The organism is Idiomarina sp. X4, from assembly GCF_002808045.1.
Lineage (GTDB): Bacteria > Pseudomonadota > Gammaproteobacteria > Enterobacterales > Alteromonadaceae > Idiomarina.
Genome location: NZ_CP025000.1, coordinates 69,645 through 87,937 on the forward strand (window position 1 = coordinate 69,645; position 18,293 = coordinate 87,937).

General features: G+C 46.7%; 18 protein-coding genes. 11 read left to right on the forward strand and 7 right to left on the reverse strand.

Annotation, left to right across the window (positions count from 1 at the left end; genetic code table 11):
* Positions 1 to 3: 3 nt before the first annotated feature.
* Positions 4 to 732 (reverse strand): 30S ribosomal protein S2, encoded by a 729-nt coding sequence (gene rpsB, locus CWC33_RS00405; protein ID WP_053952693.1) that lies wholly within the window; start codon positions 730 to 732, stop codon positions 4 to 6.
* Between the two features lie 318 nt (positions 733 to 1,050).
* Between rpsB and map the strand changes: the two genes are divergently transcribed.
* Genes map through dapD form a run of 3 tightly spaced genes read left to right on the forward strand, consistent with a single transcriptional unit; the run spans position 1,051 to position 5,324 of the window.
* Positions 1,051 to 1,842: a type I methionyl aminopeptidase gene (map, locus tag CWC33_RS00410; protein WP_100692237.1), complete on the forward strand. Its 792-nt coding sequence runs from the start codon at positions 1,051 to 1,053 to the stop codon at positions 1,840 to 1,842.
* An 11-nt stretch (positions 1,843 to 1,853) separates the two neighbouring features.
* Positions 1,854 to 4,490, forward strand: coding sequence for a [protein-PII] uridylyltransferase (glnD, locus tag CWC33_RS00415; protein ID WP_100690338.1), 2,637 nt, complete (start codon positions 1,854 to 1,856; stop codon positions 4,488 to 4,490).
* A 9-nt stretch (positions 4,491 to 4,499) separates the two neighbouring features.
* A complete protein-coding gene (gene dapD, locus CWC33_RS00420) occupies positions 4,500 to 5,324 on the forward strand; it encodes a 2,3,4,5-tetrahydropyridine-2,6-dicarboxylate N-succinyltransferase (RefSeq protein ID WP_100690339.1) in 825 nt (274 codons plus the stop codon).
* Positions 5,325 to 5,335: 11 nt separating this feature from the next.
* Here dapD and truC read toward each other — a convergent pair whose 3' ends face one another.
* Entirely contained in the window at positions 5,336 to 6,061 is a 726-nt protein-coding gene (truC, locus tag CWC33_RS00425) for a tRNA pseudouridine(65) synthase TruC (RefSeq protein ID WP_100690340.1), read from the reverse strand.
* On the reverse strand, positions 6,061 to 6,405 hold the full coding sequence (locus tag CWC33_RS00430; protein WP_088768406.1) for a YqcC family protein: 345 nt from the start codon (positions 6,403 to 6,405) through the stop codon (positions 6,061 to 6,063). Before CWC33_RS00430 ends, truC begins: the two co-directional genes overlap by 1 nt.
* A 92-nt stretch (positions 6,406 to 6,497) precedes the next feature.
* On the opposite strand from CWC33_RS00430, the gene CWC33_RS00435 reads away from it, so the two are divergent.
* Both CWC33_RS00435 and CWC33_RS00440 read left to right on the forward strand, forming a co-directional pair.
* A complete protein-coding gene (locus CWC33_RS00435) occupies positions 6,498 to 7,523 on the forward strand; it encodes a DUF3549 family protein (protein ID WP_100690341.1) in 1,026 nt (341 codons plus the stop codon).
* A 4-nt stretch (positions 7,524 to 7,527) separates the two neighbouring features.
* Positions 7,528 to 7,839 (forward strand): DUF3301 domain-containing protein, encoded by a 312-nt coding sequence (locus CWC33_RS00440; protein WP_100690342.1) that lies wholly within the window; start codon positions 7,528 to 7,530, stop codon positions 7,837 to 7,839.
* Here CWC33_RS00440 and CWC33_RS00445 read toward each other — a convergent pair.
* From CWC33_RS00445 to syd, 3 genes are all read right to left on the reverse strand, one after another.
* Entirely contained in the window at positions 7,810 to 8,124 is a 315-nt protein-coding gene (locus tag CWC33_RS00445; RefSeq protein WP_100690343.1) for a DUF962 domain-containing protein, read from the reverse strand. The two genes, CWC33_RS00440 and CWC33_RS00445, sit on opposite strands and share 30 nt — an antisense overlap.
* Positions 8,124 to 8,807 carry a GNAT family N-acetyltransferase gene (locus CWC33_RS00450; protein ID WP_100690344.1) on the reverse strand — a complete coding sequence of 228 codons (684 nt, stop codon included), beginning with the start codon at positions 8,805 to 8,807 and terminating at the stop codon, positions 8,124 to 8,126. The genes CWC33_RS00445 and CWC33_RS00450 overlap by 1 nt, the downstream gene beginning before the upstream one ends.
* 65 nt (positions 8,808 to 8,872) lie before the next feature.
* A complete protein-coding gene (syd, locus tag CWC33_RS00455) occupies positions 8,873 to 9,424 on the reverse strand; it encodes a SecY-interacting protein (RefSeq protein ID WP_100690345.1) in 552 nt (183 codons plus the stop codon).
* A 59-nt stretch (positions 9,425 to 9,483) separates the two neighbouring features.
* On the opposite strand from syd, the gene queF reads away from it, so the two are divergent.
* The gene (gene queF, locus CWC33_RS00460; protein WP_100690346.1) at positions 9,484 to 10,314 is read left to right on the forward strand and encodes an NADPH-dependent 7-cyano-7-deazaguanine reductase QueF; all 831 of its coding nucleotides are present in this window, start codon (positions 9,484 to 9,486) and stop codon (positions 10,312 to 10,314) included.
* A 16-nt stretch (positions 10,315 to 10,330) separates the two neighbouring features.
* On the opposite strand, the gene CWC33_RS00465 is transcribed toward queF, so the two are convergent.
* On the reverse strand, positions 10,331 to 12,112 hold the full coding sequence (locus CWC33_RS00465; RefSeq protein ID WP_100690347.1) for a M61 family metallopeptidase: 1,782 nt from the start codon (positions 12,110 to 12,112) through the stop codon (positions 10,331 to 10,333).
* A 154-nt stretch (positions 12,113 to 12,266) separates the two neighbouring features.
* Here CWC33_RS00465 and CWC33_RS00470 point away from each other — a divergent pair, with 154 nt between their 5' ends.
* From CWC33_RS00470 to CWC33_RS00490, 5 genes are all read left to right on the forward strand, one after another.
* Positions 12,267 to 13,811, forward strand: a complete 1,545-nt coding sequence (locus CWC33_RS00470; RefSeq protein ID WP_100690348.1) for a GGDEF domain-containing protein — start codon at positions 12,267 to 12,269, stop codon at positions 13,809 to 13,811.
* Between the two features lie 62 nt (positions 13,812 to 13,873).
* Positions 13,874 to 15,229, forward strand: coding sequence for a nucleotide 5'-monophosphate nucleosidase PpnN (gene ppnN, locus CWC33_RS00475; protein ID WP_100690349.1), 1,356 nt, complete (start codon positions 13,874 to 13,876; stop codon positions 15,227 to 15,229).
* A gap of 7 nt (positions 15,230 to 15,236) precedes the next feature.
* Positions 15,237 to 15,623, forward strand: a complete 387-nt coding sequence (locus CWC33_RS00480; protein ID WP_088768416.1) for a DUF3192 domain-containing protein — start codon at positions 15,237 to 15,239, stop codon at positions 15,621 to 15,623.
* Positions 15,620 to 17,158, forward strand: a complete 1,539-nt coding sequence (locus CWC33_RS00485) for a hypothetical protein (protein ID WP_100690350.1) — start codon at positions 15,620 to 15,622, stop codon at positions 17,156 to 17,158. Before CWC33_RS00480 ends, CWC33_RS00485 begins: the two co-directional genes overlap by 4 nt.
* A 105-nt stretch (positions 17,159 to 17,263) precedes the next feature.
* A complete protein-coding gene (locus tag CWC33_RS00490; protein ID WP_088768418.1) occupies positions 17,264 to 18,268 on the forward strand; it encodes an isocitrate dehydrogenase in 1,005 nt (334 codons plus the stop codon).
* Positions 18,269 to 18,293: the final 25 nt, after the last annotated feature.

The window sequence follows — 18,293 nt, forward strand, 5'->3', positions numbered from 1 at the left end:
CGATTATTCACTTGCTTCGACGAAGTCGTCAGAGTCTTTCGCTTCAACCTGTGCTACGCGCGCTTCTTTAATCGCATCAGCAGCTGAGTTCAGGTATAGCTGTACGGCACGGATTGCGTCATCGTTACCTGGAACAATGTAGTCAACGCCGTCTGGATCTGAGTTGGTATCAACAACAGAAACAACAGGAATACCCAAGTTGTTCGCTTCTTTAATTGCAATGTGCTCGTGGTCAGCATCGATAACGAAAAGAACGTCAGGCAAACCGCCCATGTTCTTGATACCGCCTAAACCTTTCTCAAGCTTTTCCATTTCGCGGGTGTTAACCAACGCTTCTTTTTTGGTCAGCTTGTCGAAAGTGCCGTCTTGGCTCATTGTTTCAAGGTCTTTCAAACGCTTGATAGACTGACGTACTGTTTTCCAGTTAGTCAGCATACCGCCTAACCAACGGTGGTTAACGTAGTACTGACCACAGTTGTTAGCTGCTTCTTTAACCGCTTCAGACGCTGCGCGCTTAGTACCAACAAACAGAATTTTACCTTTGTTTGAAGCAACATGCTGCATGTAGCTCAACGCATCGTTGAACATTGGCACAGTCTTTTCGAGGTTAATGATATGAATCTTGTTACGAGCACCGAAAATGTAAGGTTTCATTTTCGGGTTCCAGAAACGAGTTTGGTGACCGAAGTGGACACCTGCTTTCAGCATGTCACGCATTGACACGTTAGCCATAATATTTTCCTTTTGTAAGGGGTTAAGCCTCCATACACCCCATAAGCCGACTTAGTCGAACTAAGCACCCCGCCTTATGTGCCGGTGTATGTGTGGATTATACAATTGTTTATTAAGTTGCTCGTTGCGGTGACCATTTATTAAAGAGAATATCCGGCCAACCGAAAAAGCGTGCGTTTTATACCATAAAGCCACTACAACAACAACTAAAAACCACTTAAATCGTGTTTTTAAAAGCCCTTGATGAGTGAACATAGCGAAGTTTTGCTGCGGCTGTTAAACTGTCGTTTTTTAAGAGCGGTATGGACGAATAACAAAATGAGCATCTCTATTAAGACTCCGGAAGAAATTGAAAAGATGCGCGCAGCGGGCAAGCTCGCCGCCAGTGTACTGGAAATGATAGGCGAGCATGTAAAGCCCGGCGTAACCACTGAAGAGCTTGATGACATTTGCCATAAATACATTACCGATCACGGTGCTTACCCTGCGCCGCTGAATTATCACGGTTTCCCTAAGTCAATTTGCACCTCAGTTAACCATTGTGTGTGCCATGGTATTCCAGGGTCAAAGAAACTCAAAGACGGCGATATCATGAACATCGATGTCACTGTGAAACTGGATGGTTATCACGGTGATACATCAAAAATGTTTGTCGTTGGAAAGCCCTCCATTTTAGCTGAGCGCCTTATTCGCGTTACGCAAGAATCCCTATATAAAGCAATAGAAATGGTGAAGCCCGGTATTCGTCTTGGTGACTTTGCAGAAGTCATTCAAAAGCACGCAGAAGGCCACGGCTACTCAATCGTACGCGAATATTGTGGCCATGGCATTGGGGCGATATTCCACGAAGATCCTCAAATTCTTCATTATGGCCAAGCAGGCACCGGTGAAGAACTCAAACCCGGCATGTGCTTTACCATAGAACCGATGGTGAATGCCGGCAAACGCCAAACCAAGTTAATGAAAGATGGTTGGACCGTACTAACAAAAGATCGCAGTTTAAGTGCTCAGTGGGAGCATACTTTGCTCGTCACAGAAAACGGCGTAGAAGTACTGACTTTGCGCAATGACGAGCCCGACTTACCGCGGGTTATTGAACACAACGATTAAAGGTCACGCTTATGGTCAATGCTGACAATGACAAAGATTTTCACGGCCATTGGCCAAGCCGCGACAGCACCCCGCAGACAAAGGATTATAAAGAGCTGCTGACCAGTTACCAAAACTGGTCAGCCACACGTTTTGTCACCGCCGACATTGACGAGTTGGTGCATCATCGAGCAACGTTTTTTGATCAGCTGCTCAATCAGCTATGGGCTCAGTTTAAGCTTACCGAAGAGCCCGCCACATTAATTGCCGTCGGTGGTTATGGCCGTGAGACCCTTCATCCGGGGTCTGATATTGATTTATTAATACTGATTGATGACACCAGTAATCGGCTTCATAAGATTGAAGACAAACTGAGTCGTTTGATTACCTTTCTCTGGGATTTACATCTCGATATCGGCCACTCTGTTCGCTCTATCGATGAATGCTTTCAGCAAGCGGCTGAGGATATTACGGTTGCGACCAACCTGATAGAAAGTCGCTTTCTGACCGGGTCAGACGAATTATTCAACGACTTCCAGCAGCACTTAATCAATGACTTTCCATGGAGCAGCCGGGATTTTTACCAAGCTAAGCTGGACGAGCAACAGCAGCGCCATCAACAATACCACAGCACCTCTTATAACCTCGAACCGAATATTAAGTCGAGTCCCGGTGGGCTACGCGATATCCAGACCATCGGTTGGATAGCTAAACGACACTTTCAGACGCACTCCGACGAAAACCTGGTTGAATACGGTTACATGACCGCTGATGAATTCGTCGAACTGCGAGACTGTATGAATTGGCTTTGGCGCATTCGCTTTGCACTGCACATTGAAGCGGGAAAACGTGAAGACCGCTTACTGTTCGATTTCCAACCCGGCGTCGCCGTTCGTTTAGGGTACGGTAATGAAGGCAAATCGTCTGTCGAAACCATGATGAAAGACTATTTCAAAGTCGTACTGCGAGTCAGTGAACTTAACCAAATGCTACTGCAGTTTTTTCATCAGGCCATTCTGGGTACACAAGACCTTCAGGATGCCGAGCTCATTGATCGCGACTTTGCTATTTCAAATACGCTATTAACCGCTCGTCACGATGAGGTTTTCGATAACCCAGTTAATCTCATTCGCGCTTTCGTTTGTATTGCCGAGTACCCACAAATAACCGGGATTCATTCGAACACGATAAGACTGATTCGCAACGCCCGCGGGCAGCTTGGCGAACCACTGAGCCACCACCCCGATTGTCGTGAAAAGTTTAATCAGTTGATTCAGCACGAGCGCGGTTGCGGATTGGCTTTTTCACTCATGCATCACCACAGTGTGTTAGCCAGTTACCTACCACAGTGGCAACAGATAGTCGGACAAATGCAATTCGACCTCTTCCACGCTTACACAGTAGATGAACACACGTTCCGCTTAGTTCGAAATTTATATCGTTACAGCGACGAAAAATACGCCGATCAATTCCCGCTATGCGAAAAAATCGTTCAGCAAATGGAACGTAAGTACTGTTTGTATCTGGCCGGCATATTCCATGATATCGCAAAAGGTCGTGGTGGCGATCATTCCGAGCTTGGTGAAATGGACGCCCGCAACTTCTGTCATCAGCACGGGTATTCCGAAGATGACGCCGAGCTGGTTGCCTGGTTAGTGCGTCACCACTTAACCATGTCTGTCACCGCCCAAAAGCGTGACATTCATGATCCGGAAGTGATTCAGGAGTTCGCTAACCAAGTACAAACCGTTGAACGGTTGGACTTTCTCTATTGCCTGACGGTTGCTGACATTCGTGCCACCAACCAGTCATTGTGGAATAACTGGAAAGCGACTCTTTTAGAAGAGCTCTACAACGCAACGGCGTATTTGCTGCAACAAGATAGCAGCCAACCCACACTAGATGTCCGTGAAAAAATAAAAGAAAACAAAGCCAGCGCTATGGCACTATTGCTCAGTGCCGGTTTTGATAAAAGTGACATTAACGCCCTTTGGGGACGCTTTACGGCGGACTATTTTTTTCGTCACACTGCAGAGCAAATTAGTTGGCACTCACAGCACATTCTTAATTTACCGACGGATCAATTGCCACTCATCCTCATTGGTGATGAAAACAACTACGGCACCACCGAGCTGTTCATTTATCACCACGAAGAAAGCCATTTATTTGCGTCTGTTGCCGGGGTTTTAGACAGCCAGCAACTGAATATTTTAGACGCCCAGATACTGGCAACACGCGATGGTTTTGTCATGGACACCTTCATTGTTTTACAGCGAGACGGCAAGCCGTTAACCGAACCGCAACGCATTGAAGAGGTCAAGCAACAACTGCTGGACGTATTGCACAAACGAGTACCGGTTCCTAAAACAAATCGCCCACTTTCGCGCCGGATGAAAAACTTTTCGGTGAAAACTGAGGTGTCCTTTATTCCCAGCAAACATCAGGGCCGCACCACTTTTGAACTGGTAACACTAGACAGACCGGGACTTATTGCTAAACTGGCGGCTATTTTACAGCAACAAAAAGTGACCCTGCTGGCTGCTAAAATCACCACTATTGGCGAACAGGCTGAAGATTTGTTCATTGTCACATCAGAAGATAATACGTCGCTGGATGAACAACAAAAACAAGCGCTTAAACAACAGATTATCGAAGACTTGGAGTTTTAAATTAAAACCATGGAACACATTAAACAGTTAATTATTGATGCTTTTGACAAGCGTGACCAGATCAACTCGAATACCGATGACGATGAGCTACGAGAAGCCGTACGCTATGTGATCGATGAGATCGATCGTGGTGAGCTTCGGGTTGCCGAAAAGATATCGGGTGAATGGGTCGTTCATCAATGGCTGAAAAAAGCCGTTTTGTTGTCTTTTCGCCTAAACGACAATGACTTAATTGAAGGCGGTGAAACACGCTTTTGGGACAAGGTACCTGCTAAGTTTGCTGACTACGATAGCGCCCGTTTCCGTGCAGAAGGTATGCGTGTCGTACCGCCCGCCATGGTGCGTAAAGGCGCTTACATTGGGCGTAATGTTGTCGTCATGCCATCTTATGTCAACATTGGTGCCTATGTTAGTGAAGGCAGCATGGTCGATACCTGGGCAACCGTCGGCTCTTGCGCGCAAATCGGTAAAAACGTGCATTTGTCGGGTGGCGTTGGCATTGGTGGCGTATTGGAGCCATTACAAGCAAACCCAACTATCATTGAAGACAACTGTTTTATCGGTGCACGTTCTGAGATTGTTGAAGGCGTTATTGTTGAAGAAGGTGCCGTTATTTCAATGGGCGTATACATTGGTCAAAGCACCCGTATTTATGACCGTGAAAATGATCGTATTCTCTATGGTCGTGTACCCGCTGGAGCGGTTGTTGTTCCGGGGTCACTGCCAGCGGCTGACGGCACTCATAGCTTATATGCAGCTATTATTGTTAAACGCGTTGATGCGAAAACACGTGCCAAAGTGGGAATCAATGCTCTCCTCCGGGGCGCAGAGTAAACACCAGGAACTCAGCCGGCTTCGGCTGGCTGAAAGACTTTAAGAAACTCATCCGGAAGTGGCGCAGTCAGAGACATCATTTCGCCATTTACCGGGTGTTTAAATTCTACTGCCGTTGCCGCTAATAGTAAGCGATGACTGTCAAAATGCTCCCTAAAGAAGCGATTATGCCGACCGTCTCCATGGTTCGTGTCACCAATAATCGGGTGGCGAAGATGCGCCATATGTCGACGCAACTGATGCTTACGCCCGGTTTCAGGAGTTAACTCGACCAGAGAATAACGTGTGGTATCGTGCTTTTTACTGACTTTATACGGTAACTCTATTTTCTCCAGGCAGCGGAAATGCGTGACAGCGTCCTGAGCTTCTTTGTTCTGATCGGCCTGCGCGTCAGCAATTTTATCCAGCTCTTCTTTTAACGGGTAATCGACAGTACCTTCTTCAGGCAAGTAGCCACGAACAACCGCGTGGTATTGTTTGCTCACTTGGTTAGTCGCAAAGCTCTCCGACATTTTCGTGGCTACTTCACTGCTTAGCGCAAAAATTAAAAGCCCTGACGTTGGTCTGTCCAGGCGATGAACCGGGTACACATGCTGACCAATTTGGTCGCGCAGCATTTGCATAGCAAACTCTCTGGCCTCGCTCGCTATGCGACTGCGGTGAACCAGTAAACCGCTGGGTTTGTTAATGACGGCTAAATCATTGTCCTGATAAACAATATCCAGAGGTGGGAGCATTAGAGATCATCCTGCAAAGGGTCTGTGCCACTTAGCAGAACGTCAAACTCACGAATAAGGCCGATGAGTTGTTCGTATTGTTCCAGTTCATTACGGTAGGTATGAGCCGCCATTGGGCTGATAGAGGTACTTTCAGGGAGCGGCCGTTGCCCGTCTATTAACGACCACATTCTCGGTATCATAATAAATTGCAGCCACTGATGAAATTCCAGAGTGTCGACCGCAAAAGGCTGTTGACTCTCCAACGCCTGAACCGGCGGTTGATGTGACTGCCAAAGACCTAAACTGTTGAGCTCGCGTTCAATCCTGTCTAATAGCCGAGCCGCTTTCTGATACTGCTCCATATCAGACTCCGTTACCACATAAGGTTATAAATCGTTATAATGGCGCAATAGTGGTTTAATACGTTCCAAAATTCAAGTGAAATGGAGTTTTTGTGGCAGAGCAGAGCATTACAACCCTGGGTGATTTTCTAAAAGCCGGCCAAACCGATTACCAAATCTTTGATATTGGTCGCCGCTTGACCGAGATCTCCCAAGAGCAGTTCGACGCTATAGAACATCAGCAGCAGCCTTACCCATACCCTATTGCTCGCCAGGCACAAATCGCCGTGTTGTTTCAGCATAAAAGCGCCGAACAACCGCCCTATTTATGGTTTCTACAGTTTCCTTTAGATGAACGTGGACTACTTAACCTGGCAGCAAGAAATCAATACCTTGAGTATGTCATTAACGCTCTGGGCCACGAAATTACCGGCGAGCTTACCGAGGAGCAACAACAGCAGTTGCAGCGGAATCCGTATTTATTGACGCCCTCAGAAACACAGCGAGCCGCATTGCACGCTCACGTTCAATGCCAACATAACTTATCGCCCTCCATTCATTTTGAAACAGCAGAAGCCTATCTGCTAAATCCTAACGATAGTCTGGATTGGCAAAATATTGGTCTGCAAGGCCTTCATGATGTTGCTGCACGTTTGATGCAACGCAACGATATCAGTACGGCTATTGCTGAGCATTTTGCGAGCTATCCCGGGGGTGTACGTTCGCCTCTAGCCGCAGCACTCGAGCATCAGTCCATACCCGCACACTTACGCAACGCGTTACTGGAACTGATAAACACAGAGGATTCAGAATTTACGACAGACGCGTTGAGAGCATTAGCAAGCACGTCAGATGAGCCAAAAGTGCAGAAACAAATTGCGTCACTGATTGAGAACGCCAATGCGGACCAACTGGTCGTGATAGCTGCTCGTTTATGGCCCGTTTTGTCAGAGCCGAAAATCCTAAATAGCTACCTCAACGCTATTTCTAAACTGGACGAGACTTTATTTGATGCGCTTTTCCAGGACATCATCGCACTGCCAACTGTAAGGCCACAGTTACTTTCTCTTATTGCGCAGCAGCAATTGTCAAAGCCAGTACAACAGGCGCTAAACCGTTTGAAGTCGCAGGTGCAGTAAGCGCATGAATTTACTCGATGTCATAATTTTTCTGGTTTTACTGCTTGCAGTTTGGGTGTTCTGGCAACATCGGCAGCAGTCTGAAAGCGCCCAAAAACACGCGTTATATTATTGCAAACAACAAGACTTACAGTTCTTAGACATTCGGCGTGACAAAACTCGCTGGTCGTTTAAAGGCAACCAGCCCGGTTGGCGCAGCACCTTTAAACTTGGTTTTTCCAGTGATGGTGAAACTCGCTATGAAGGCGACCTAACTCTGCATAACCAAAAGTTAGTCGGTGTGGAACTACCGCCCTTTCGAATGCCCGGTCAATAGCTTAACCCACGCGTCCTTATACATGACCCAGTCGCCCATCAGGCTGTATAGAGGGTATTTAAACGTGGCCGGTTTGTTTTTCTCAAAAATAAAGTGGCCTAGCCAGGCAAAACCGTAGCCAATAACAGGCAACGCAAGCAGCCACCAGTAGTTTTGGCTGACGAGCGCGTAAGCCAGCACCGCAAGTACCAGTGTGCTACCAATATAGTGCAGGGCTCGACAGCGTTTATCGGAGTGTTCTTGTAAGTAATACGGATAAAATTCTTTGAAGCTCGAGTAGCTCATTACTCAACCTCCTCGCGCGGGTAAAACAATAACTCTCCGGGCAGTGTTTCAAACTCGATTTGCGCTTGCAGACGGTAGCCACGCTTTTTGAAAAACGCCTGGTAGTCAGCGCGGGTCACAAATACGGCAACGCCTTGAGATTCAGGATCTTCCTGAAACGCCGATTTAGCAGCCTCAACCAGTAAATGACCAACGCCCTGTTGCTGATACTGTGGCGCTACGGCAATAAAGGCCAGCATATGATAAGGCACGTCTGGCATAGCCTCCTGAATACGGCGCTCTTTCTCCATGACTTGTTTGGTGCTTAGAAAGCCTGCCGTCAGCAGCATGCTAATGCGCCAGTGCCAAAAACGACCAGGTCCAAAGCTTTTCCCGGGGCGGGTCAGACAGGCCACACCCAATAATGTACCACCGTCACGAATACCAATGATTGGCTGTCCACTTTCCCAAAACGACGTTAAATCTTCCCGTATGGCCGCTCTCAAGCGTTTCTCGTAATCCGGTTTGTCGGCACGAAATATTTTCTGTAATAACGCATCATCGTAATACGTTTGAAATAACAAAGACGCTGCCATTTTCAAATCTTCAGCAACTAGGTAGGTTAACTCCCCTTTTACGTTACTATTCGCATTTTCACTGGCGTGTTGTATTTCCTGCTCTGTAGCCTCTGTCAGCCCCTGCATTACGGACAACCTCTTAATTATTCTTGATAAACATCAAGCTAACCTTTTTTTAACAGGCTGTCGAGTCACTCAATATCAGAAAGTTCGTTCTTAGGTTGGCAAGTGGCCAGCCACTCTTCGAGTGAGTCAGCAAGACACTCATGCTGCTCTTTACCGACCCACTCTAAACCAACTTGCCCGGTAGCGTTATCAATTGACACGAGTAAATCGTCATTTTCAACACCTAAACCAATAAACACCGTCTCCGGTTGCTTTAAGCGGCGCTTCATGAGGATATGCCCGGTTAAATTTGCCAATAAGCGTTCACCGTCTTCCAGGCTTTGCACTTGCAGCAGAGTAACCGGATGCCCGTCGTATTCCAACGATAAGTCACCGGCAAACCAACGTCCAAAAATCGCTTTTATGCTGTCATGAAAGGTTATTTCAAGCGCACTTTCTAATTCATTGAAGGACAATGGAGAGGTCTGTTTTACCGGAGCCCACTCGACCGTATCTTCGTCTATCACTGAGCCATAAATGGGGCTATTCCATTCGGCAACGTACTCAGTGTAACGAATTGGCAGCTGCTCAACATAGCGTTCAATAAGGTCATCTAAAGCACTTTCTAAGTTCTGCATCTGGTACTACCTACTCAGACATTTTACAATAGCGTCATTGTACGTATGGAGTGACACAAATGCCAAAAAAGGATGCTCTCGGCCATTTAAACCTTGGTCAGCACACTGAATACCCCAATCAATATGATGCAAATCAGTTGCAGGCGGTTCCACGTTCATTGAATCGAGAACCTATCGGTATTACCGGAAAGCTGCCATTTGACGGTGTTGATCAATGGACCGGGTACGAGCTCTCATGGCTAAATACTAACGGCTTACCACAAGTGGCTATCGGCTACTTTGAAGTGCCCGCTTCAAGCCCTAATTTGGTTGAGTCAAAATCGTTCAAATTGTACTTGAACAGCTTTAATGATAGCCGCTTCGATACTTGGGAAAACGTTCAACATATCATGGAAAACGACTTATCCGCCTGTGCCGGTGCTTCAGTATCCGTTAGACTTACTCCGTTAAGTTACGTTACTAATGAATCAATTGCTGATTTCGGAGGCGAGTGTATCGATTCACAGGATATCCGAGTTGAGCACTACGATTACCGCCCTGAGCTACTGAAGCTTGAAAACAATGCAGAACAGGTTGAAGAGCAGCTTCACAGCCACCTGTTAAAATCCAATTGCCTTATTACAAATCAGCCTGACTGGGGCTCAGTCTCTATTCATTATCAAGGGCCCAAAATCGATAGAGCGGCCTTATTAGCCTATTTGGTTTCTTTTCGGGGGCATAACGAGTTTCATGAACAATGCGTCGAACGAATCTTTCAGGACTTACTCGCTCTGGGTATTAGTAAACTGAGCGTGTACGCACGTTACACACGACGGGGCGGACTTGACATTAATCCGTTCCGCTCTAACTTTGAGCCAGCGCCGCAAATGCAGCGCATGGCTCGTCAGTAGTAGGTTGCTGGTTAAACTACGCGTTCGGGTGCGGAATTTGTAACCATTGTAAGAAGCGCGCTTGCTGTTTTTCCGTTGGCGCCTCTAAGGGCTTAATAGACGCATCTGTTGCCGGCGCTTGCTCCAGCCTCAGCGTTTTCTCATGCAACTGATTGCGACGGAAGAAGGTGACTTTAACCTCATCTCCTGCCTTATATTCCTGAAGCGCTTCATCAAAGCGGCCATGCATTACCGTATGTCCATCATAGGCAATAATCACATCGTCTGGTCTAAAACCGGCTTCCCATGCCGGGCTACCACGACTGACCCGAGTCAATTCCATGCCGCCATCCACTTTTGACGCCCGCCATCCTGTCCAATTCTCTGGCTCTTCGCTTTCTTCATAAACCAATTCTAAGCCCGCATCGTTCAGCATTTTTTTAAATGGAATATCGGTTGCAGGGCTTTCAACATTCTCTTGCCACCATTGTTGCCAGGAATTTCCGGTCAAGTCCTTGAGTATGGCTAGCACATCGCTGGCCTTAAAGCCCTGCTCCTCCGCGTCGAAGCGCTGATACAACTCGTCATGCACGTCACGATAGCTGACTTCGCCATTCGTGGCTTCAAGTAATGCGCTGTCCAGCATCCAGGAAACTAAAGCACCTTCAGAGTAAATGCTCACCGAGTCGTTATGGCCTCGATCTCCATACTGATCAATCCAAGCTTCAAACGAAGCTTCTGCAACCGACATCACTTGACTACCGGGCTTGGCTTTGTGCCGGTCAATGCTACCCGCTAACCTTTCAAAGAATTCGTCCGGCTCCATAATTCCTGCCTGCAGCAGCAAATGATTTTGGAAATAGCTGGTGGAACCTTCAGCTATCCAAAATAAATCAGTGTAGTTTTCTTTTTGGTAGTCATAAGGTACCAAACCGTCGGGACGATACGCTTTCACATTCCAGGTATGCACGAACTCATGCGATGCCGTTGACATAAACGACAAGTAATCGTCACGGCTCGCGAAGCTATATCGGGGGCGCTGAATAATTGTCGAGTTTTTATGCTCAGTAGCACCACCTGCACCAGATGTTGCATGAATCATAAATACATAGCGCTCGTAAGGATAGCGGCTCCAAATAGAGTCGCCGGTAGCAACTAATTTTTCCAGATCTGCAACGGTTTGCTCAGTGTCATAGTTACCTTCACCCCAGAACACCACTTCATAGTCACGGCCGTCCTGTTCAAAGGCAAAGTGCTTATTTATGCCGGTTTCGATTGGCGAGTCGACCAGAACATCCCAATTATCGGCGGAAAAGCGGTGGTCACCTTCTCGCTCCATACCAGAATAGCTGCGCCACTCTTTCGGTACATTCAAAGACACCGTTACTGGCTCGTTGCGCCACTTATCGGCGTACATAAACACAGCAGAAGCATCCAAATACGCGTGACTGTCATCGATGTGGCGACTTCTGCGCCCTAACTGATCCGCGTAAATTTCATAATTAACGGTCACTTCCCCAGCATCTTTTGGTAAATGGATACGCCAGGTACTTTTATCCACCTTTTCCCAGCGCAGACTTTGCCCATCGGTTTGAGCCGTGAACTCCCTGACGCCATTGGCTAAATCTAAAATTCGGTAATAGCCCGTGCGCCACGCCGGCATTTTTATATCCAGAAACGGTTCATCACTTTCGGGAAAAGTGATGCTAACGTCCCCGCGCTGGTGCTCTGGTTGAGTGAGATCAATTTTATATTCAGTATCTGCCCATGCCGCAGAAGATGTTAATAGAATCGATAATGCTAATACGCTTATACGCACAGTACGTCCCCGCTATTTTCGACTTTTTTGTTAGGAAATAAATGGCAAGACTACCACAATCTGTGAATAGTATTTAATGCAGAAAACGATAAACTTTGTCATCCTAAGGCTCGTATTAACCTAAGCCATCAGTGTGAAAGTAAGAAGGTGAGTAGTGTCGATACCTGAAACACCGCAAGAGCAGGTGCAGCATCTAAGCAAAAAGTTGCAGCAAAGCATTCAGTCCAGAAAACAACTCGAGGACGATTACCGTCGCGATTCAGAACGCTATTCTGAGTTTGTTAATCAGTTGTGTCTGGCGCTTAATGGTGTAGATAGCGACCTCGACACTATTATTCATCAACTTCGCAGTCAAATTCAGCAAAATGCGTCGGCTGCAATACTGGACCCTCTGATTGAAAAGCTCAGCGATGCGATTGCTGATTACAATATTCGGTTTCAGCAACAGACCCGGCAAACAACAGATACCATTTCACAGACTCTGGCGAAGCTAACTCCTTCAACAAGACAGACCGAAAGAGAGTTTGCGAGTATCGCAACGGCGTTTGAAAAGCCGACCACAGCACTGATGCATTACTTGCCATTGGTCAACCGCTTGCTGAACTTATCGCACCAGTGTGCAGTTAATAGCAGCACAGCTAAAGCAGAAACGGCTCCGGTTGAAAACTATCAAACCCAGTTATTTGATCTGTTAAGTGAAGTGGAGTTTAGTGGTAACTCGGCAGAGGCATTGCAACAGGTTAAAACAGCTCTGCAGAAACCTCAAAGCCTCGATACGCTCATGGGCATTAGCCTTAAAGTCATGCGGCTTATTTTTACCAGTATTAACGAAGAACGTAAGTCGGCACAGAGCTTCTTACAGCAGTTAAACGCGTCACTGGAGTCTGTTAATAATATTCTTGGCACTACGGTCAGTACATCGGGTTACTTCGCCGAGCAGCGCAGTAAGCTTAACAAGCAACTCAAGGTTGGGGTGTCCGACATTTCAGACTGTGTACACGGCGCTTCGGAACTGTTCGAGTTAAAAGAAAACGTAGGCAGCAAACTCGAGCAGTTAGGGGTTACTCTCGAACAGCATATTTTGTTGCAAAACCAAGAGCGCGAAAACTTCACGAAAAACAGCACAGAACTAGAAGCTAAGCTGAGAGAGACAGAGGCCGAAGTTGAGCGTTATAAGCGTGAGTTAGCTCAACAAAAATTCCGTAGCTTACAAGATTCGCTCACGAAACTTCCTAACCGTTCGGCGTTTGAAGAACGACTTAATATGGAGTTTTCACGTTGGCAGAATGGTCAGACACCGCTAACAATTGCCATTGTCGACGTCGACTTTTTCAAAGACATAAATGACAGCTTCGGACACATTGCTGGTGATAAAACTCTTCAGGTGATTGCGGGCACGCTGAACAAAGCATTGAAAAATGATGGCTTTGTATGTCGCTATGGTGGTGAAGAATTTGCTATTATCTTTTGTCTTGATGAGAATCAAGTAAAAGATAAGATGGAATTAGCACGAGAAAAAGTCGCTAATATCCCATTTAAGTTTAAAACTGACGATATTCGCATTACTGTATCGGCAGGTGTGGCGTCGTTTAAAAATAATAGCGACACCACCGTTTCCGTTTTTGAGCTCGCAGACAAGGCGCTGTATCAGGCAAAAGCAAACGGACGAAATAACGTTAAGTTGGCATCAGGCGAATAGGAACGATGAGGTGCCATATGAAGTGACAAGGGTCACTATTTGTAAAGGAGTATTAAATAATAATGAGAGCAAGTATTTCTCCCAGAGGCACGATGTCTCTGTTGTCACAGTTAGAAATCGAACGATTAAAAAAATCTTCAAACAGCCAACTCTATAAACTTTTCAGAAACTGTTGTCTTGCGGTCCTGAATGCCGGCAGCAACACCGACAGCAGTGCCGAAATTTACGACAAGTATCAAGATTTCTCCGTTAATATCATTCGCAAAGAGCGCGGCATCAAAATTGAACTGATAGAGCCACCAGAAGAAGCGTTTGTGGATGGTGAACTTATTGTCGGTATTCGCGAACTGCTGGAGTCAGTCCTTCGTGACATTCTGTTTACCGGCGAACGCTATTCAGAAGAAGAATTAAAAGGCGCTGACAGTGCCACCCTGACCCATGTGGTTTTCGATATTCTGCGCAACGCCCGTACCGTTCAGGCCATGCAGGAGCCCGACATGGTGGTTTGCTGGGGCGGCCACTCAATCAGCGAAGGCGAATACAAGTACACCAAAGAAGTGGGCTATCAGCTGGGGCTGCGTGGCTTAAATATTTGCACAGGCTGTGGTCCCGGCGCTATGAAAGGCCCAATGAAAGGAGCGACTATAGGCCATGCCAAGCAAAGAATTCGCAGTGGTCGCTACTTAGGTCTAACGGAGCCAGGTATTATCGCCGCAGAGCCACCGAACCCGATTGTCAATGAACTGGTCATTTTACCGGATATTGAAAAGCGACTGGAAGCCTTTATTCGCTGCGCCCACGGTATTGTTATTTTCCCAGGCGGCGCCGGTACGGCCGAAGAGTTACTCTACCTACTGGGTATTCTTATGCACCCTAAAAACCAGCAGCAAAGCCTGCCGGTTATCCTGACGGGTCCGGAAAGCTCGCGTGACTACTTTGAGGCATTGGATGAATTCATTGTCGCAACACTTGGTGAAGACGCGCGTCAGCTGTATCGCATTATTATTGCCGATCCAGCCAATGTTGCCCAACACATGAGCGCTGGTATGGCTTCAGTAAAACAATACCGCCGCGATTCAGGCGATGCTTATTACTTTAACTGGACGCTGTTCATTGACGATAATTTCCAACGTCCTTTTGTGCCCACGCACGATAATGTGGCAGCGCTGAACCTTCATCCTGACCAACCAAAAGAAGAATTAGCCGCCGACTTACGTCGCGCCTTCTCCGCTATTGTTGCCGGTAACGTGAAAGATGACGGTATTCGCCGTATTCGCGATAAAGGTGTGTTCACCATTCACGGCGAAACCCAGTTAATGAAACGACTGGACGTATTATTGCAAGCGTTCGTCGAACAGGGGCGTATGAAATTACCGGGTTCGGTGTATTATCCTTGCTATAAAGTCGTTACCGATTAAGCTCGTTATGAAGAACAAAGTTTTTGTCATTTTAGCCATTGGAGCTATAAGCTACCTGGCAATAGTCGGATTGGTCCTGATGCTTTATCAGGCTGATCCGGCCGATCTTAAATGGCAGGAACGCGAAACTTATAACGCACGTCAAATAGGTCAACTCGATTTAGGCATGTCAAAAGACAGTGTCATTCGCGTGCTTGGCTCCCCTGATATTAACGAAGCCAAGTCGTCTGAAGAAGGTGACATGCAGGTTCTGTTTTATCGAACCCATCATGTCACATCGGATGGCATTACCACCAAAGACGAATGCACACCTCTGGTTTTCAAAAATAATGAGTTAATTGCCTGGGGCAATGACTCATACAGAGACTTCCAAAATACACAGAGGCGGCAATGAACAAGCTTGCTAATTGTTGTGCTAAAGCTTACGGGCTAATGAAAAAGCATGACATTCGCCAGCTTTATCAATTTGTGAAATCACTTGACGAAGAGTGTCAGGAGTATCGCTGGCCTGAACTACTGCCATGCTACGCAGAATCTCGCTTTAACAATAATGCGGTAGATAATAAGCCGTTGGTTGAGTTCTTATCGAATGCCGTTAATGCCTTAAAACTAGGTAAGATGTTAGCCCTGCACACGCATTACCGACGAGTATTAGCAGCTGCCTGTCTCAGCGGCTTCATTGAGGAAAGCGTTGACTACTGGCGCGCGAAACAATTGCGACAAGCGCTATGGTTAGAGGCACTCAAACCGTTGCACTTTAACTCACATGATATTGCGTTCTACCGCCATTGGGTTGGCCTTATGTCGGCAGTACAACAACAACGTTCAAAGCCCGAAATTAAGTTCGCCCCCCGCCTGAATAGCGTTTTTCGATACAAGTTCTGGCCGTTAATGAAGCAAAGTTCAGATTTTTGCCGGTACTTTATTGGTCAACGATTTAAGCACATTGAAAAATCACGCTCCGCCATTCTGATGGATTATCAAAAAGGTCAGTTTTTGCTAGCATTTCCTCATAAACTCCACACGCCTTTTTATGTAGGAGTTGAGGAACTAGCACATTGGCAGCCAAGTAACGAGGCGACTGATTCAGAGGTTCTGGAATCGCTAGTTAAACACCGGGATTTTTTACTGACAGCAAAAGCCCCAGCCCCCGGCTTACAAACACCCAAGCCTTTACTTAAAGCCATCAACCAATATGCCAATGCGTCTGGTTCACTAAATGCGGTCATTCAACAAATTAGAAAAATTCCCTATTTAAGTCAGTCGGTTCATCAATCCGTTATTGAGAATGAGCGAATTAACAACGACGAAGCGGCGAAAATGAACGTCAAACAAGCTTATTTATGGCTAGGAGCGAAGCGTGCCTCGGTTATTCTTGCAACTGCTTTCCTGCAGCATCAATTTGCACAGAATAGTATTCCTTTGCACAAAGCACTGATGCAACGCACTAACTTATTGTGCTCTTTGCTGGAAACAGTCAGCCAAAGCAGCGGCATTAAGCTGCCGACGCCAGCCCCGTTATTGGCGCTGTTGTCAGCGTCCGATTTATTTCGCCACCCCGAGTTGTTGAAGTCTTCTAAATGGCCAAAAGTCTCAGTAATAGAGCACTTCTACTCGACTAGCTGGGTTGGCTCCGCGTTAGACCCGGCAGACTTTAGACGTAGCCGTCAGCTGACAGCTCGTTGGCAGTTACCCAATAAAACACAAGCGCTGCTTGATCCAGAGCAAACAACCGATAAAAAACTGACGGCATTGTATTACGTTGCCCACTTTCTTACGCTTAAAGTGTACCACCCACAAGCAACGTTAAGTGAACCCGCTCAGAAGCTGCTAGACTCTTGTTATGAAGCGTTAACAGCAACCGCTAATGATGCGCAGAAGTTTCAAAAAATAGCGGCATTTGAGAGTCACTGTCACTCTCCGTTATAGCACCTATTCACTAAGTGAATAATGCTTTTCTAGTCACATAAACCGCAGGGGTGGTAGAATCACTGCCTGTATTTAGTTGTAACACGGTTTGAAGGAACTCTTTAAATGAGCAAAACAATCACAGTTATTCCAGGCGACGGTATTGGTCCCGACATTGTAAAATCGGCGACAGCCATTCTTGATAAAGCAGGTTGCGATTTTGAATACGAATATGTAGACGCAGGCTTAACCGCTTTAGAAAAAACTGGTGAGCTTTTGCCTCAGAATACGCTTGATGCCATAGCTCGTAACGGTGTTACTTTAAAAGGCCCCCTTACAACGCCAGTAGGGGAAGGTTTTACCTCTATTAACGTTAGCTTGCGCAAACACTTCGGCCTGTATGCAAACATGCGCCCTGTTTTGTCATTTAAAGGCACCCAAGCTCGCTACGACAACATTGATATCATCACTATTCGTGAAAACACCGAAGGTATGTATTCTGGCCTGGGTCAAAAAGTCTCAGAAGACGGCAACGAAGCCGAAGCCGTCAGTAAAATTACTCGCGAAGGCGCTGAACGTATCGTACGTTTTGCCTACGAAACAGCACGTCGTGAAGGTCGTAAAAAAGTAACGGCAGTGCATAAAGCGAATATCTTGAAGTCAACGTCGGGTTTATTCCTGAAAGTGGCTCGCGAAATTGCAGAAGAGTACCCGGATATTGAATCCGCTGAGATGATTGTCGATGCAGCGTGTATGCGCTTAGTTATGAATCCGGAAGAATTTGACGTTATTGTCACGACCAACCTGTTCGGGGATATTTTATCTGATCTATGTGCAGGTTTAGTCGGCGGGCTTGGCATGGCGCCTGGTGCCAACATTGGTAAAGATTGCGCTATTTTTGAAGCAGTACACGGCTCTGCACCAGACATTGCAGGCAAAAACCTGGCCAACCCAAGTTCTGTTATTTTGGCTTCTATTCAAATGCTAGAGTATTTGGGCATGGCTGACAAAGCTGAGAAAATTACCAAGGCTTTGGCTGATGTTATTGAGTCTGGCGACCGCACCACGCGTGATCTCGGCGGCTCGCACGGTACTACGGACTTTACCCAAGCCGTTATTGACCGCCTGTAAATAAGTACACAGCAGGCTTTCCTGG

What these genes read in the sequence shown, in the direction of transcription:
- queF (WP_100690346.1), top strand. Translation starts at nt 9,484, where the DNA reads ATGCCAAAAAAGGATGCTCTCGGCCATTTAAACCTTGGTCAGCACACT.
- CWC33_RS00490 (WP_088768418.1), top strand. Translation starts at nt 17,264, where the DNA reads ATGAGCAAAACAATCACAGTTATTCCAGGCGACGGTATTGGTCCCGAC.
- ppnN (WP_100690349.1), top strand. Translation starts at nt 13,874, where the DNA reads ATGAGAGCAAGTATTTCTCCCAGAGGCACGATGTCTCTGTTGTCACAG.
- map (WP_100692237.1), top strand. Translation starts at nt 1,051, where the DNA reads ATGAGCATCTCTATTAAGACTCCGGAAGAAATTGAAAAGATGCGCGCA.
- CWC33_RS00485 (WP_100690350.1), top strand. Translation starts at nt 15,620, where the DNA reads ATGAACAAGCTTGCTAATTGTTGTGCTAAAGCTTACGGGCTAATGAAA.
- dapD (WP_100690339.1), top strand. Translation starts at nt 4,500, where the DNA reads ATGGAACACATTAAACAGTTAATTATTGATGCTTTTGACAAGCGTGAC.
- syd (WP_100690345.1), bottom strand. Translation starts at nt 9,424, where the DNA reads ATGCAGAACTTAGAAAGTGCTTTAGATGACCTTATTGAACGCTATGTT.
- CWC33_RS00440 (WP_100690342.1), top strand. Translation starts at nt 7,528, where the DNA reads ATGAATTTACTCGATGTCATAATTTTTCTGGTTTTACTGCTTGCAGTT.
- CWC33_RS00445 (WP_100690343.1), bottom strand. Translation starts at nt 8,124, where the DNA reads ATGAGCTACTCGAGCTTCAAAGAATTTTATCCGTATTACTTACAAGAA.
- rpsB (WP_053952693.1), bottom strand. Translation starts at nt 732, where the DNA reads ATGGCTAACGTGTCAATGCGTGACATGCTGAAAGCAGGTGTCCACTTC.
- CWC33_RS00480 (WP_088768416.1), top strand. Translation starts at nt 15,237, where the DNA reads ATGAAGAACAAAGTTTTTGTCATTTTAGCCATTGGAGCTATAAGCTAC.
- CWC33_RS00450 (WP_100690344.1), bottom strand. Translation starts at nt 8,807, where the DNA reads ATGCAGGGGCTGACAGAGGCTACAGAGCAGGAAATACAACACGCCAGT.
- glnD (WP_100690338.1), top strand. Translation starts at nt 1,854, where the DNA reads ATGGTCAATGCTGACAATGACAAAGATTTTCACGGCCATTGGCCAAGC.
- truC (WP_100690340.1), bottom strand. Translation starts at nt 6,061, where the DNA reads ATGCTCCCACCTCTGGATATTGTTTATCAGGACAATGATTTAGCCGTC.
- CWC33_RS00430 (WP_088768406.1), bottom strand. Translation starts at nt 6,405, where the DNA reads ATGGAGCAGTATCAGAAAGCGGCTCGGCTATTAGACAGGATTGAACGC.